This is a genomic window from Pseudomonas sp. AP19, assembly GCF_001728855.1.
Classification (GTDB): Bacteria; Pseudomonadota; Gammaproteobacteria; order Pseudomonadales; family Pseudomonadaceae; genus Aquipseudomonas; species Aquipseudomonas fluorescens.
The window spans coordinates 1-14,460 of the sequence record NZ_LXJP01000008.1 but is presented as its reverse complement, the minus strand read 5'-3'; the positions used below and the strand labels follow the sequence as shown (position 1 = coordinate 14,460).

14 protein-coding genes are annotated in these 14,460 nt (G+C 59.7%); 5 read left to right on the top strand and 9 right to left on the bottom strand.

The window, feature by feature from the left end; all coding sequences use genetic code 11:
* Positions 1–4: 4 nt before the first annotated feature.
* The 6 genes from ccoO (A7D21_RS08430) to ccoN (A7D21_RS08405) form a co-directional block, all read right to left on the bottom strand.
* Entirely contained in the window at positions 5–613 is a 609-nt protein-coding gene (gene ccoO, locus A7D21_RS08430) for a cytochrome-c oxidase, cbb3-type subunit II (RefSeq protein ID WP_053257425.1), read from the bottom strand.
* A complete protein-coding gene (gene ccoN / locus A7D21_RS08425; RefSeq protein ID WP_053257424.1) occupies positions 613–2,055 on the bottom strand; it encodes a cytochrome-c oxidase, cbb3-type subunit I in 1,443 nt (480 codons plus the stop codon). The genes ccoO (A7D21_RS08430) and ccoN (A7D21_RS08425) overlap by 1 nt, the downstream gene beginning before the upstream one ends.
* A 472-nt stretch (positions 2,056–2,527) precedes the next feature.
* On the bottom strand, positions 2,528–3,475 hold the full coding sequence (gene ccoP / locus A7D21_RS08420; protein WP_069551467.1) for a cytochrome-c oxidase, cbb3-type subunit III: 948 nt from the start codon (positions 3,473–3,475) through the stop codon (positions 2,528–2,530).
* A complete protein-coding gene (locus A7D21_RS08415; RefSeq protein WP_053257422.1) occupies positions 3,472–3,672 on the bottom strand; it encodes a cbb3-type cytochrome c oxidase subunit 3 in 201 nt (66 codons plus the stop codon). The genes ccoP and A7D21_RS08415 overlap by 4 nt, the downstream gene beginning before the upstream one ends.
* 3 nt (positions 3,673–3,675) lie before the next feature.
* The gene (ccoO, locus tag A7D21_RS08410) at positions 3,676–4,284 is read right to left on the bottom strand and encodes a cytochrome-c oxidase, cbb3-type subunit II (protein ID WP_053257421.1); all 609 of its coding nucleotides are present in this window, start codon (positions 4,282–4,284) and stop codon (positions 3,676–3,678) included.
* Between the two features lie 10 nt (positions 4,285–4,294).
* The gene (gene ccoN, locus A7D21_RS08405) at positions 4,295–5,719 is read right to left on the bottom strand and encodes a cytochrome-c oxidase, cbb3-type subunit I (RefSeq protein ID WP_053257420.1); all 1,425 of its coding nucleotides are present in this window, start codon (positions 5,717–5,719) and stop codon (positions 4,295–4,297) included.
* Positions 5,720–5,798: 79 nt separating this feature from the next.
* Here ccoN (A7D21_RS08405) and A7D21_RS08400 point away from each other — a divergent pair, with 79 nt between their 5' ends.
* Complete coding sequence (locus A7D21_RS08400) at positions 5,799–6,491, top strand: alpha/beta family hydrolase (RefSeq protein WP_053257419.1); 693 nt, start codon at positions 5,799–5,801, stop codon at positions 6,489–6,491.
* Between the two features lie 79 nt (positions 6,492–6,570).
* Here the strand turns inward: A7D21_RS08400 and A7D21_RS08395 are convergent, their stop codons facing one another.
* Positions 6,571–8,136 carry a PAS domain-containing methyl-accepting chemotaxis protein gene (locus A7D21_RS08395; RefSeq protein WP_053257418.1) on the bottom strand — a complete coding sequence of 522 codons (1,566 nt, stop codon included), beginning with the start codon at positions 8,134–8,136 and terminating at the stop codon, positions 6,571–6,573.
* A gap of 73 nt (positions 8,137–8,209) precedes the next feature.
* Positions 8,210–9,001, bottom strand: coding sequence for a CPBP family intramembrane glutamic endopeptidase (locus tag A7D21_RS08390; RefSeq protein WP_053257417.1), 792 nt, complete (start codon positions 8,999–9,001; stop codon positions 8,210–8,212).
* A gap of 420 nt (positions 9,002–9,421) precedes the next feature.
* On the opposite strand from A7D21_RS08390, the gene A7D21_RS08385 reads away from it, so the two are divergent.
* On the top strand, positions 9,422–10,282 hold the full coding sequence (locus A7D21_RS08385; RefSeq protein ID WP_053257416.1) for a DMT family transporter: 861 nt from the start codon (positions 9,422–9,424) through the stop codon (positions 10,280–10,282).
* A 69-nt stretch (positions 10,283–10,351) separates the two neighbouring features.
* Here A7D21_RS08385 and A7D21_RS08380 read toward each other — a convergent pair whose 3' ends face one another.
* A complete protein-coding gene (locus tag A7D21_RS08380; protein ID WP_069551466.1) occupies positions 10,352–11,755 on the bottom strand; it encodes an FAD/NAD(P)-binding protein in 1,404 nt (467 codons plus the stop codon).
* 591 nt (positions 11,756–12,346) lie between these two features.
* On the opposite strand from A7D21_RS08380, the gene A7D21_RS08375 reads away from it, so the two are divergent.
* The 3 genes from A7D21_RS08375 to A7D21_RS35195 form a co-directional block, all read left to right on the top strand.
* Complete coding sequence (locus tag A7D21_RS08375) at positions 12,347–13,321, top strand: glycosyltransferase family 2 protein (RefSeq protein WP_083272171.1); 975 nt, start codon at positions 12,347–12,349, stop codon at positions 13,319–13,321.
* Between the two features lie 4 nt (positions 13,322–13,325).
* Complete coding sequence (gene rfbB / locus A7D21_RS08370; RefSeq protein WP_069551465.1) at positions 13,326–14,396, top strand: dTDP-glucose 4,6-dehydratase; 1,071 nt, start codon at positions 13,326–13,328, stop codon at positions 14,394–14,396.
* Positions 14,393–14,460 (top strand): sugar nucleotide-binding protein (locus A7D21_RS35195; RefSeq protein ID WP_141718212.1); only part of this gene is annotated, 68 nt, incomplete at its 3' end. The genes rfbB and A7D21_RS35195, both read left to right, overlap by 4 nt.

The following is a 14,460-nucleotide window of genomic DNA, read 5'->3' as shown; positions in this document are numbered from 1 at the left end:
AAGATCACCGTTTGCTTTTGATGATGGTGCCAAGGCCTTGCAGGTAGGCCACCAATGCGTCCATTTCGGTCTTGCCCTTCACGGCGGCGGCTGCACCGGCGATGTCTTCATCGGTGTAGGGCACGCCCAGGGTGCGCAAGACTTCGAGTTTCTTCGCGGTGTCCTTGCCGTCGAGCTTGTTTTCCACGAGGAACGGGTACGCCGGCATTTTCGATTCAGGCACCACGTTGCGCGGGTTGTACAAGTGCGCACGCTGCCAGTCATCGGAGTAACGACCGCCGACACGGGCCAGGTCCGGGCCGGTCCGTTTGGAACCCCACAGGAACGGGTGGTCCCAGACGCTTTCCCCGGCCACCGAGTAGTGGCCGTAGCGTTCGGTTTCGGCACGGAACGGACGGATCATTTGCGAATGGCAACCCACACAGCCGTTGGCGATGAACACGTCACGGCCTTCAACTTCCAGCGCTGGGCGCGGCTTCATGCCTTCTACGGGTTTGTTGGTCACGTCCTGGAAAAACAGCGGAACGATCTGGGTCAGGCCGCCGATGCTCACGGCGATGACCATGAAGAAGGCCAGCAGGCCGATGTTCTTCTCGACTACTTCATGCTTCATCAGTGAGCTCCCACAACGGCGATCTTGGTGGCGGCTTCGGCTTCTACCGGGTCGGAAGCACGCACGGTGCGCCAGACGTTGTAGGCCATGAACAGCATGCCGCTGGCAAAGAACGCACCACCGATGGCGCGGACGATGTAGCCCGGGTGGCTGGCTTGCAGCGCTTCGACGAAGGAGTAAGTGAGGGTGCCGTCATCGTTGATCGCACGCCACATCAGGCCCTGGGTGATGCCGTTGACCCACATCGAGGCGATGTAGAGCACGGTGCCGATGGTGGCCAGCCAGAAGTGGGTGTTGATCAGCCCGACACTGTGCATCTGCGCACGGCCGAACAGTTTGGGGATCATGTGATACAGCGCGCCGATGGAGATCATCGCCACCCAACCGAGGGCGCCGGCATGTACGTGGCCGATGGTCCAGTCGGTGTAGTGGGACAGGGAGTTGACGGTCTTGATCGCCATCATCGGCCCTTCGAAGGTCGACATGCCGTAGAACGCCAGCGACACCACCAGAAAACGCAGGATCGGGTCGGTGCGCAGCTTATGCCAGGCGCCCGACAGGGTCATCATGCCGTTGATCATGCCGCCCCAGCTTGGGGCCAGCAGGATGATCGACATCGCCATGCCCAGCGATTGCGCCCAGTCCGGCAGCGCGGTGTAGTGCAGGTGGTGAGGACCGGCCCAGATGTACAGGGTGATCAATGCCCAGAAGTGCACGATAGAGAGGCGATACGAGTAAATGGGGCGTTCGGCCTGTTTGGGCACGAAGTAGTACATCATCCCCAGGAAGCCGGTGGTGAGGAAGAAGCCTACGGCGTTGTGGCCGTACCACCACTGGATCATCGCGTCGGTCGCACCGGCATACGCCGAATAGGACTTGAACAGGCTGACCGGCAGCGACGCGTGGTTGACGATGTGCAGCATCGCCGTCACCAGGATGAAGGCACCGTAGAACCAGTTACCGACATAGATGTGCTTGGTCTTGCGCTTGACGATGGTGCCGAAGAACACCAGGGCGTAGGTCACCCAGACGATGGCCAGCAAAATGGCGATTGGCCATTCCAGCTCGGCGTATTCCTTGGTGGTGGTGTAGCCCAGCGGCAGGGTCACGATCGCACCGACGATAACGGCTTGCCAGCCCCAGAAGGTGAAAGCCGCGAGGCCGTCGGAGATCAGTCGCGTCTGGCAGGTTCGCTGCACGACATAGTAGGAAGTGGCAAATAACGCACACCCACCGAAGGCAAAAATCACCAGGTTGGTGTGCAGCGGGCGCAGGCGGCCAAAGGTCGTCCATGGCAAACCGAAATTCAATTCCGGCCAAACCAGTTGCGAGGCGATAAACACCCCGAGCCCCATGCCAAGGATCCCCCAGACCACCGTCATGATGGCGAACTGGCGGACTACCTTATAGTTATAAGCAGTCGGACTGATTGCTGTGCTCATTCTAAGGTTCCACGGTTTAGGTTTTTTTATAGGTAAAATCGGCCGCAAGTATGTAGAAAGCGAGGGGCCATTGCAACGCAATGACTGACCTGTATCAATGCGTTCCACGCCAGATTCTGCGCCCTTTCCATGTTTTAAGTAAGGACAAAATCGGAAATAGAAAGCTGATCGAGTGGACAGGAAAATTTATTGCTGGCGGGGACTTGTAACTTGGTGTGTGTAAACACGCTCTCGAGGTGACGAGTGGTCAGTGGCACGATAGCCGGTCACTGCCAGCCTTTGCGCCTGTCACCCTGCAAAAATGTTCAACCCATCGAGTGCAAATCGGCCGTCGACCGGTCAATACCGATCCACTGTGGGAACAAGCGTAGACCCGAATGGCAGGAGGGGAAAGTTGCGGTGGGGAAGGGTGCGACACTTGGTCGCGTAAAACGCAAAAGTTGCCGCCCCGAACAGGGGCGGCAGTCAGAGGTTACTCAGCGTGGCTTTCTGGCGTTGCGCCATCAGCGTTGTGGGACAGGCTGTAAACATAGGCGGCGAGCAGGTGCACTTTGTCGTTGCCTTGCAGCACGTCCTGCGCCGGCATCTGACCTTGGCGGCCATGGCGGATGGTCTGCTGCAATTGCGCCAGGCTGGTGCCGTAGATAAAACCGGCAGGCTCGGTCAGGTTCGGCGCCCCCATGGCTTCGGTGCCGTGGCCTTGTGGCCCGTGGCACGCCACGCAGGTGGTGTTGAAGGCGGCTTGACCGGCCGCCAGATCCGCGGTGCTGTCAGCGGGCAAGGGCAGCTTGGCCAGGTCGTGGCGCACAAAGGCGGCGACGTTTTTCACCCCATCCTCACCCAGTATCTCGCCCCAGGCCGGCATCGCCGCGTGGCGACCATTCAGAATGGTCGTCTTGATCGCGTCAGCCGAACCGCCCCAGCGCCAGAGGTTGTCCGCCAGGTTCGGGAAGCCATACGCGCCCTTGGCATCCGAGCCGTGGCACACCGCGCAGTTGGAGGCGAACAGGCGACCGCCCATCTTCAGCGCTTGCGGGTCCTTGGCAACTTCTTCCACCGGCATGGCGGCGAACTTGGCGAAGATCGGCCCGAACTTGGTATCGGCCTTGGCCATTTCCTTGTCCCATTCCTTGGCCGAGGTCCATCCGTTCTCATAGCCCGGCAACACGCCTTTCCAGTTGCCCAGGCCCGGGTAGAGGATCAGGTAGCCGACCGCAAACACCAGGGTGCCGGCGAACAGCATGAACCACCACTGGGGCAGCGGGTTATCGTATTCCTCAATGCCGTCGAAGGCATGGCCCATGGTCTGGTCGACGCTGCCCTTGGTCTCGCCCTTGCGGGTGCCGATCAGCAGCCAGGTCAGGCCGATCAGGCTGCCGAGGGTCAATACGCAGATCCATGTACTCCAGAAGGTCGTCATGGGCGAGTGCTCCTTGTTGCAGGCTCTTCTTGAGCGTCGGATGGCGAAGGTTCATCGGCGAAAGGCAGCAGGCGTGCCTGCTCGAACGCCTCGTTGCGCCGGTTGTTGAACACCCACAGCGACAGGCCGATAAAGGCGATGGCGACGACCAGTGTGCCGAGGCCGCGGATGGTGCCCGCATCGAATTCAAATCCCATGGCTCACCTCTTGCTCTTGATGGCAGTGCCGAGCACTTGCAGGTACGAAACCAGCGCGTCCATCTCGGTTTTGCCTTTGAGGCTGGCGACGGCGCCGCTGATGTCCTCGTCGGTGTACGGCACGCCGAGCGTGCGCATGACGTGCAACTTGGTCTCGGTGTGGCTGCTGTCGACGGGGGCGGTGACCAACCATGGATAGGCCGGCATTTTCGATTCCGGCACGACGTTGCGCGGGTTGTATAAATGCGCGCGGTGCCAGTCATCCGAGTAGCGCGTGCCGACGCGCGCCAGGTCCGGCCCGGTGCGCTTGGAGCCCCACAGGAACGGGTGGTCCCAGACGCTTTCGCCAGCGACCGAGTAGTGGCCGTAGCGTTCGGTTTCGGCGCGGAACGGGCGAATCATCTGCGAGTGGCACTGCACACAGCCTTCGCGGATATAGATGTCGCGGCCTTCCAGTTGCAGCGCGGTGTAGGGCTTCATGCCTTCCACCGGTTTGTTGGTGACGTCCTGGAAGAACAGCGGGACGATCTGGGTCAGGCCGCCGATGCTCACGGCGAGCACCATCAGCAGCATCAGCAGGCCGACGTTCTTTTCAATCGTTTCGTGTTTCATCACTGACTCCTCAGGCCATCTGCGCAGAAGCGACGACTTCGGCCGGTTGCGCCGAACGTACGGTGCGCCACGTGTTGTAAGCCATCAGCAACATGCCGCTGAGGAAGATTGCCCCGCCCACCAGTCGCACGATGAAGCCAGGGTGGCTGGCCACCAGGGTTTCGACGAAGGAGTAGGTCAACGTGCCGTCTTCGTTAATCGCACGCCACATCAGGCCCTGGGCGATGCCGTTGACCCACATCGAGGCGATGTAGAGCACGGTGCCGATCGTGGCCAGCCAGAAGTGCGCGTTGATCAGGCCGAGGCTGTACATCTGCTCGCGGCCGAAGACTTTCGGGATCATGTGGTAGAGCGCGCCGATGGAGATCATCGCCACCCAACCGAGGGCGCCGGCGTGTACGTGGCCGATGGTCCAGTCGGTGTAGTGGGAGAGGGCGTTGACCGTCTTGATGGCCATCATCGGCCCTTCGAACGTCGACATGCCGTAGAAGGCCAGGGACACCACCAGGAAGCGCAGAATCGGGTCGCTGCGCAACTTATGCCAGGCGCCCGACAGGGTCATCATGCCGTTGATCATGCCGCCCCAGCTCGGTGCCAGCAGTACCAGCGACATCACCATGCCCAGCGACTGTGCCCAGTCCGGCAGTGCGGTGTAGTGCAGGTGGTGCGGGCCGGCCCAGATGTACAGGGTGATCAGGGCCCAGAAGTGCACGATGGACAGGCGATAGGAGTACACCGGCCGCTCGGCCTGTTTGGGCACGAAGTAGTACATCATCCCGAGGAAACCGGCAGTGAGGAAAAAGCCTACCGCGTTATGTCCATACCACCACTGCACCATGGCATCTGTGGCACCGCCATAGGCCGAGTAGGACTTGGTCCAACTCACTGGCAGGGAAGCGTGGTTGACGATATGCAGGATGGCCACGGTGATGATGAACGCACCGAAGAACCAGTTACCGACGTAGATGTGCTTGGTCTTGCGCTTCATCACTGTGCCGAAGAACACGACGCCATAGGCGACCCAGACGACGGCGATAAGGATAGCGATCGGCCATTCCAGCTCGGCGTATTCCTTGGAAGTGGTGTAGCCCAGCGGCAAGCTGATGGCTGCCAGCACGATCACCAATTGCCAACCCCAGAAGCAGAACGCGGCAATTTTCGGCGCGAACAGCTGCGTCTGGCAGGTGCGCTGCACCGAGTAGAAGGAGCTGGCGAACAGTGCGCAGCCGCCGAAGGCGAAGATCACCGCGTTGGTGTGCAGCGGGCGCAAGCGGCCGAAGCTGGTCCAGGGCAAGTCAAAGTTGAGTGCAGGCCAAACCAATTGGGCGGCGAGAAAAACCCCGAGCCCCATGCCGACGATGCCCCACACCACCGTCATAATGGCGAATTGGCGGACCACCTTGTAGTTATAGGCGGTACTTAAAGTAGTGTTCATGGTTCCCCATCCACGGTTCAACCCAAGCAAATGCGGCACTTGGGCTGGAGTTATAGGCAGACTAAAAAGCGAGGCAAGCATGAGCAAAGAGCACAAGGCCAGTATTGACGGGGATCAATGGGCGCAGTGTGTACGGGAACATGGCTGGTTGTGGGATGCCGCGACGGGGTCGATCGCGCGTGCGCCGGTGACGCTGATCCTGGCTCATGGTGCTGGCGCGCCTATGGACTCAGCCTTTATGAGCGACATGGCTGCACGCCTTGCCGGGCATGGCGTGAACGTGTTGCGCTTCGAGTTTCCCTACATGGTTCAACGCCGTGCGGATGGGGGGAAACGACCACCCAACCCGGCACCGAAGCTGCTGGAATGTTGGCGTGAGGTGTATGCCGTGGTGCGACGTCATGTCGCTGGGAAACTGGCCATCGGCGGCAAGTCGATGGGCGGGCGCATGGCCAGTATTGTGGCCGATGAGTTGGGCGCCGATGGGTTGGTGTGCCTGGGCTATCCGTTCTATGCGGTGGGCAAGCCGGAAAAGCCACGGGTCGAGCATCTGGCCGGGCTGAAGACGCCGACGTTGATAGTGCAGGGCGAGCGCGATGCGCTGGGTAATCGGGCGGCGGTGCAGGGGTATGAGTTGTCGCCGAGCATCGAGGTGATGTGGCGGGTGGCGGGCGATCATGATTTGAAGCCGCTGAAGGCGTCGGGGTTTAGTCATGAGCAGCATTTGCAGGCTGCGGCGGTGAAAGTCGCTGAGTTTCTGGGTGCCTGTTAGGAGCCCCTTCGCGAGCAAGCCCGCTCGCACATTGGAAATGCATTCCAAATGTGCGAGCGGGCTTGCTCGCGAGAGCGGTTTACCGGTTGAAGCGCTCGACCAGTGAATACTGGGTATTCGCCGTGTGGGTCAGCTCTTCGCTCAACTGCGCCGAGTTCATCGCCTGTTCCGAGGTCTGATCCGCCAACAGCGCAATCGTGCTGATGTTGCGGCTGATCTCTTCGGCCACCGCGCTTTGCTCCTCGGTGGCCGCGGCGATCTGGGTGGTCATGTCGGTGATGTTGGCCACGGCCTCACTGATGCCCACCAAGGCCTGATCTGCCTCCATCACCCGTGCCACACCTTCTTCGGCCTGGCGATGCCCGGCGTCCATGGTTTGCACCGCAGCGGCGGCGGTCTGCTGCAGCTTGGCGATCAGGGCATGGATCTGCCCGGTGGATTCAGCGGTGCGCTGCGCCAGTTGACGGACTTCGTCGGCCACTACCGCAAAACCACGGCCCATCTCACCGGCGCGCGCCGCTTCGATGGCGGCGTTCAGCGCCAGCAGGTTGGTCTGGTCGGCGATGCCTTTGATCACGTCGACCACGCCGCCGATTTCATCGCTGTCTTTGGCCAATTGCGTGACGGTCACACCGGTTTCGCCCACGGCGACCGACAGGCGCTGTATCGCCTCGCGGGTTTCCCCGGCGATGTCGCGGCCGCGTCCGGTCAGGCGATTGGCTTCCTGGGTGGCGTCGGCGGTGCGCTGCACATGGCTGGCGACTTCCTGGGTGGTCGCCGCCATCTGGTTGACGGCGGTGGCCACCTGTTCGGTTTCCACGCGCTGACGTTCCAGGCCACTGGAGCTGTTGTGCGCCAGGGTGTTGGACTGCGCTGCCTGGTCGTTGAGGTGCTCGGCAGTGTCCTGCAAGCGGGTAAGACACGTCTTCAGGCGCGCTTCCTGGCTGAGGATCGACATCTCCAGTCGCGCTTGTGCGCCACGGCTGTCGGTATACATCTGTGCGATCAACGGGTCGGACGTGGTCTGCTCGGCCAGGCGCAGCAAGCGCTTGAGGCCGCGCTGCTGCCAGCTCAGGCCGAGCAGGCCCAGCGGCACCGACAAACCCGCCGCGAGGGCAAAGCCCCAGTGGGAGTTGAGCGAGGCACCGATCATGAAGCTCAACTGGCTGACCAGAATAAACGGCAGCCAGTCCTGCAGCACCGGTAGCCACTTGTCGCGCTGAGGCACGGCCGACTTGCCCTGGTTGATGCGTTGATAGAGCGCTTCGGCCCGTCGGATCTGCTCGGCGGTGGGCTTGATGCGCACCGATTCGTAGCCGATCACCTGGTTGCCATCGAAGACCGGCGTCACGTAGGCGTTAACCCAGTAGTGATCGCCCGTCTTGCAGCGGTTCTTAACGATGCCCATCCATGGCAAGCCTTGTTTGAGCGTGGACCACATGTGCGCGAACACGGCCGGCGGAACATCCGGGTGACGTACCAGGTTGTGCGGCGCACGGACCAGTTCGTCGCGGGTGAACCCACTGATTTCGACGAAGGCGTCGTTGCAGTAGGTAATCACGCCTTTGGCGTCTGTGGTGGAGATCAACCGTTGCTGAGCGGGGAAGGTACGTTCGCGCTGGGTAACGGGTTGGTTATTACGCATGATTGTTCAATCCGCAAGGCTTTGATGGGTTGTCGGCCATTGCGGGTATTTATTTAACTTATTTTTGCAACAATCAACCGGCCAGCATCGGGTAGGTAAACAAACCGAAGTGGAGCAGGTTCAAGCCAAAGTGCGTGGCGATCGCTGCGCCCAGGCCGCCAAAGCGATAGGCCAGCCCATAACCGACGCCTGCAATGCTCGCCAGCAGCACCCAATGCCAACCTGCGCCCAGGTGCACCAGGCCGAATAATAACGAGGCCAGCAGCAATGCCAGGTTTTCCCCGTAGGGCAGGTGTTTGAAGCGTTGGCTCAGGCCGCCCTGGATATAGCCGCGAAACAACGCTTCTTCGACCAGGGTCACCAGCAGCAGGTTATTCAGCACCCACAGCCACGCCTGTTCCGGCCATTTGGGGGCCCAACTGATCATCCCCAGCAACGCGGCGCCACCCAACGCTGCCACTGCTGTCAGGGTCACCGCCAGGGCGGCGACGCAGATCGACAGGCGCAACGAGCGGCGCGCCACAATCCATGGGCAAGCGAGTAGGAGCCAGAAGCCGATCAGCGGTTTGTCCTGGTTCAGGTACATCGAAAACGGCACCGCGTCCGGTGTCAGGCGCTCGGGCGCGATGCCGCGGCCGTTGTAGAAACCCGGCAGCCAGTGCATCGCCAGGCCCAGGGCCAGCACCACGAACAAGCCGTGCCCGAGGTAGCGCGCCCAAGGGCTGCGTTGCTGGCGTACGGCGTACCCGGCGATCAGCAGCATGGCCACCGAGACCGCCGCCAACATGCCCAATTGCCCGTAGGTCAAGGCCAATACATAGCCAATGGAGAGAAGCACCAGGTACAGCCAGGGCAAAGCGATCATGTGAAATCCTTCAAAAAAACTGGCCGGCATTATAGCGACCGGGCTTGTTCGCAGGCATGAAAACTCTTCCACGCACGGCGCCTGGGTGAAGTGATTGCAAAACAGGAAGGCGGCTGGTTATAGTCGGCGCGTCGTTATCCCTTCAAAAAAGATCAGCACATGCCAGCTTCCCAGCGCATAGCGGTAGTCGATTCAGCGGTCAGCGCTGTGGTCGTGCCGTGCGGGAATAAACAGCCTGCGCAGATCAGTCACTACCCCCCACCTGTCAGTAGCACGCCGGTGTACGCAGTCGTATCACCGCCGGGTGTTGGCATTGCGGGCTGATCAGCGATTCGCTGTCCCCTGTGCCCGCCTGAAAAAAACCTACTGAGTTTCAGCCTTGGCTGAATTGGCTTTTTTGCCTGATTGCAGGTGGTAACCATGTCTGTTCTTTCGAAACAATCCGTGGCCGCGGCGGCCTCGACGAGCCTGTTTGTCCTGTTGTGGAGCAGCGGGGCGATATTCTCCAAGTGGGGGTTGGCCCATGCTTCGCCCTTTGCCTTTCTGCTGATTCGCTTTGCCATCGCCCTGGCCGGGTTGGTGGTTCTGGTGCCGATCCTCAGGTTGAAACTGCCACGTCCCGGCAAGCCCATGCTCTATGCGGCGGCGACGGGGCTGGTGCTGTTAGGCGCGTATCAGATTTTCTATCTGCTGGCGCTGGACCTTAAAGTCACTCCCGGCGTGATGGCCACCATCATGGGGGTGCAGCCGATACTCACGGTGGTGCTGGTGGAACGTCAGCGTTCGTTACGCCGGATGTTCGGTCTTGGACTGGGGCTGGCGGGGTTGATCATGGTGGTCTATCAGGGCATTGGGTTGTCTGGGATGTCCCTGGCCGGGATGCTGTTCGGCCTGCTGGCGCTGGCGAGCATGACGTTTGGCTCGATCATGCAAAAACGCATCACCGATAACCCTCTCGGTACGCTGCCCGTGCAGTATCTGGCGGGGTTGCTGCTGTGTGCCGTGTTTGTACCGTTCCAACCTTTCCACTTTGAACAAAGCGCCAACTTTTACCTGCCGGTGCTATGGATGGGGCTGGTGGTGTCGTTACTGGCGACGCTGCTGCTGTACCGTCTGATCGCGCGTGGCAATCTGGTGAATGTCACCAGTTTGTTCTATCTGGTGCCAGCAGTGACGGCGGTGATGGATTACCTGATCTTTGGTAACCGGCTCGCGCTGTTAAGCGTGTTGGGGATGGGGTTGATCATCGTCGGGTTGGGGTTTGTGTTTGGTAGACGTTGAGTGAGGTGCTGAGCACTGCCTCAACGCTGACGGGGGCCCGCGAAAGCGCGCGCCCGTCAGGTCTGCGATCTATTGTCGAGTGAGCGCAGTCGTCAGCGTCTGCGCCATGCTTTTCACGTAGTCGCGCAGTTCGGGTACTGCGGTGGCTTCCCAGTCTCGCGCCTGGAGGAAGGGCCCGACGTAGTACAGCCAGTCTGACGGCACGGCATTGCAATCGAGCAGCGCGCCTGAAGGGGCGATACCCATCCCGGTTCCGAGTGCGTCAGGCACTAACAGGCCATCTGCGCGCAGGGATTTGAGCAGAGGGTCGTCCAATTGGCGCAGGTCCAGGGCTGGCGTCGTGCAATTGATCACCGCTTTAACCTGCAACTGTTCCTCGGTGCTGGCGCCACGACGGCGTACTGAAACGCTTACGCCCTGAGGGTTTGACGCGTAGCCGACGATGCGCCCGGCCAACAGCTTGAGCTGGCCGCTGGCGAGTTCTTCGTGCATGCGGGCGCCGGGTTGGGGTGCACAACGATGGCGATGGGCGTCCCAGTAAGGGCGTATATGCCGCAAGAATCGTCGGCGTTCATCGAGCGGCAAGGCCTGCCACAGTTGCTGGGTGGCCGACCTCAATCCACCGATGATGTCGCGCCAGTCTCCTGCGCTTTGAGCGTGCAGCCTGACCGCGTCACGGACTGCGCGTACGTAATGACGCACCCTGCAATCGGTCAACATGTGCTGTGACAGCCCCTCGTCGTAAGCGGGGTGTGCATTCAATTCGCGGTGCGGTTGGGGCAGCAGGCCACGGCGTGAGACGGCTTGAATAGTGCCTTTGTGCCCTCGATCACGTAAGTCGAGCACGACATCCAGCATGGTCAGTCCGCTACCGATCAGGAAGACGGGGTCATTGGCACTGATGCCATCCAGTGCGCCGGGTTGCCATGGGTCATGCACGTAGCCCGGGCTTGCGTAGAACTGTCGATATTGCGGGGCGATAGCCGGTTCCTGGCGTGCACAGCTGCCAATGCTCAAAACGATGCTGTCGGCGCGATAATGCTCTCCGTTATCCATCAAGAGCAGTGCGCCGTTTGCATTGGGCTGGGGGACTATCTTGACCACTTCGCCAATCACCTCGTGCAGCTCACAACCCTGCGGCGCGCGGCTGATGGCGTCCTTCAGCAGCGCTTCCAGGTAATCGCCATAGACGCGCCGCTCTACGAAGGAGCCGGGTGTCGCAGTTGGGGCGTGGCGTTTAACGTAGTCATAAAAGCTGTCGTCTTCACCGGCGAGGGCGTTCATTCTGCCGGCGGGCACGTTGAGCACATGGGCGCGGGCGCGGGTGCTGTAGGCAACCCCGCGGGCCATGCTGCCAGGGCGGCTGATCAACAGAATTTTCAAGGCGGTGACCGGCGGGTGACGCAACAAGTGTACGGCCAGCGTCGAGCCGCAGAAGCCTGCGCCGATAATCGCGATGGTCTTGGTATTCATTCGAGCTCCAGTTTCAACGCTGCTCATTTTTCATTTGACAAAGTTGTTCTATTGCTCTTGTTGAATAAGAGCCGATAAGTGATGTGTAGAGTCAACCGATGGATTGTTGTGAGCGTGATAATGAAGTGGATCGGGTTCGTCAGCCAGTGCGCAACTGCAGCTATTCAGCGTTCGTTGATATAGGTCAGTCGCACTTCCGTTAGGCGTTGTCGACGCATCATAACTGAATATGCGCTATACCCTCTTCGGCGTTTGCAGGGCGGGCGACCGGGATAAGCAGGTTTTCGGCTCGCGGCGAACGCGGTTATTCGCAGTGGTTTGGCGTATTCACTGATGGCGCACTAACATGATTTAGCCATTGCGGGCGGATCAGGGAAGGTTACCCTCCGGTCATTTAGGCCGCGTAGCGTCACAAACCCCCGGTTTAGAGGTGCAACGCCTGATCCTAGAGCCTCTGAGCGGGGCGAGGACGTCGACCGTTGGTCATCAGTAAGATTGCTCTTACCATTTAATGCTGTAATAATTCCGACCTTATTGTGGCCTATATCCTACCTCCCTGCAGGATATGTAGTACGCTCGCAAAGGGATATTGTGTCTATTTTCGCATCGCGTAGCCTTTCCAATGCTCTGCCTAACGATGTTTGCCTCGCAAACGTCGCGGTTTTGATGTGCTCGTACAATGGTGAAGCGTTCCTTGCTGAACAGCTCGACTCCATTGAACGGCAGAGCCATAGCGGCTGGACATTAGTCATTTCTGACGACGGTTCCAAAGACAGTACTTCGCAGATCTTCCAGAAGTACAGCAATCGTTGGGGCAGCGACCGCTTGCGCGTCGTGGCTGGTCCTCAGAAAGGCTTTGTCGCCAATTTTCTGTCGTTGACGTGTCGCGCCGATATCCAGGCGGATTATTTTGCCTGGTGCGATCAGGACGATATCTGGAATGACGAGAAGCTGCAGGTAGCCATTGAGTGGTTGCAGACCCAGCCTTCAGACGTTCCGGCCCTTTACTGTGGTCGCACTCAGCTGGTCAGCGACTCGGGTGTCACGCTGGGTTATTCGCCGCTGTTCACGTTGCCTCCGCACTTCTCGAACGCACTCGTTCAGAGCATTGCGGGCGGCAATACCATGGTGTTCAACCAGGCTGCTCGTGAGTTGATCATGGAGGCGGGGCTGGATGTCGTCGTTCCGTCTCACGATTGGTGGGCATATCAGCTCGTCACGGGGGCGGGAGGCGTCGTTCACTACGATCCCGAGCCTCGAATGCTTTACCGCCAGCATGATGAAAATCTGATTGGCAGCAACTCCAGCTGGGCAGCTCGCCTGGTTCGGCTACGGATGATCTTTCAAGGACGTTTCTACGAGTGGAACGAACAGAACATTCGTGCACTCGAAGCCATGGAGCATCGTCTCTGCGAAGAGCATCGAACGACCCTTGCGCGCTTCAAAGGTGCGCGGAGTCAAACGTTATTTAGACGAGTGCTGGGGTTTTGGTCTGCTGGTTTGTATCGGCAGACGTTTATGGGGAACCTCGGGCTAATTTTTGCAACACTACTGAAAAAGATCTGACTCAATGACTATCTTAGTAACCGGCGGTGCGGGCTTTATCGGTGCAAACTTTGTATTGGACTGGGTAGCCCAGGCGGATGAGCCGGTCATTAATCTGGATAAGCTGACGTATGCCGGCAACCTGGAGAACCTCAGCTCGCTCGAAGGCGACAAGCGCCACGTGTTCGTACAGGGTGATATCGCCGATACTCAGTTGGTCCAGCGCCTGCTCGCTGAACACCAGCCGCGCGCTATCCTGAACTTCGCCGCCGAGTCGCACGTCGACCGCTCCATTCATGGCCCGGAAGATTTTATCGAGACTAACGTCGTCGGTACCTTCCGCCTGCTGGAGGCGGTGCGCGCCTACTGGAAAGGACTGGACGCTGATGCACAGCAGTCTTTCCGCTTCCTGCATGTGTCGACTGATGAAGTCTATGGCTCCCTGGCCAAGGAAGACCCGGCGTTCACCGAAACTCATCAGTACGAGCCTAACAGCCCTTACTCGGCGAGCAAGGCGGCGAGCGACCACCTGGTACGTGCCTACCACCATACCTATGGCTTGCCGGTACTGACGACCAATTGCTCGAACAACTACGGCCCGTATCACTTCCCGGAAAAATTGATTCCGTTGATGATCGTCAACGCACTGGCAGGCAAAGCCCTGCCGGTGTACGGCGACGGTCAGCAAATTCGTGACTGGTTGTACGTTAAAGACCACTGCAGCGCTATCCGTCGTGTACTGGAAGCCGGCACTGTGGGTGAGGTTTATAACGTCGGCGGCTGGAACGAAAAGCCAAACCTGGACATCGTCCACACCGTTTGCGCCTTGCTCGATGAGCTGCGTCCTCAAGCGGATGGCAAGCCTTACAGCGACCAGATTGCTTACGTGACCGATCGCCCAGGCCATGACCGCCGTTATGCCATCGACGCACGCAAACTGGAGCGTGAGTTGGGCTGGAAGCCGGCTGAGACGTTCGAGACGGGTATTCGCAAAACCGTAGAGTGGTACCTGGACAACCAGGATTGGGTAAGCAATATCCAATCGGGTTCGTACCGCGAATGGGTCGAAAAGAACTACGCCGAGCGTTCGGCATGAGGATCCTTCTACTTGGCAAAAATGGCCAAGTGGGATGGGAGCTTCAACGCAGCTTGGCCCCTTT

Bases quoted from the DNA above. Each gene is read 5' to 3' on its own strand.
- A7D21_RS08415 (WP_053257422.1), bottom strand. From the start codon at position 3,672: ATGGGATTTGAATTCGATGCGGGCACCATCCGCGGCCTCGGCACACTG.
- A7D21_RS08400 (WP_053257419.1), top strand. From the start codon at position 5,799: ATGAGCAAAGAGCACAAGGCCAGTATTGACGGGGATCAATGGGCGCAG.
- A7D21_RS08380 (WP_069551466.1), bottom strand. From the start codon at position 11,755: ATGAATACCAAGACCATCGCGATTATCGGCGCAGGCTTCTGCGGCTCG.
- A7D21_RS08385 (WP_053257416.1), top strand. From the start codon at position 9,422: ATGTCTGTTCTTTCGAAACAATCCGTGGCCGCGGCGGCCTCGACGAGC.
- ccoO (WP_053257421.1), bottom strand. From the start codon at position 4,284: ATGAAACACGAAACGATTGAAAAGAACGTCGGCCTGCTGATGCTGCTG.
- ccoN (WP_053257424.1), bottom strand. From the start codon at position 2,055: ATGAGCACAGCAATCAGTCCGACTGCTTATAACTATAAGGTAGTCCGC.
- ccoP (WP_069551467.1), bottom strand. From the start codon at position 3,475: ATGACGACCTTCTGGAGTACATGGATCTGCGTATTGACCCTCGGCAGC.
- A7D21_RS08395 (WP_053257418.1), bottom strand. From the start codon at position 8,136: ATGCGTAATAACCAACCCGTTACCCAGCGCGAACGTACCTTCCCCGCT.
- ccoN (WP_053257420.1), bottom strand. From the start codon at position 5,719: ATGAACACTACTTTAAGTACCGCCTATAACTACAAGGTGGTCCGCCAA.
- rfbB (WP_069551465.1), top strand. From the start codon at position 13,326: ATGACTATCTTAGTAACCGGCGGTGCGGGCTTTATCGGTGCAAACTTT.
- A7D21_RS08390 (WP_053257417.1), bottom strand. From the start codon at position 9,001: ATGATCGCTTTGCCCTGGCTGTACCTGGTGCTTCTCTCCATTGGCTAT.
- ccoO (WP_053257425.1), bottom strand. From the start codon at position 613: ATGAAGCATGAAGTAGTCGAGAAGAACATCGGCCTGCTGGCCTTCTTC.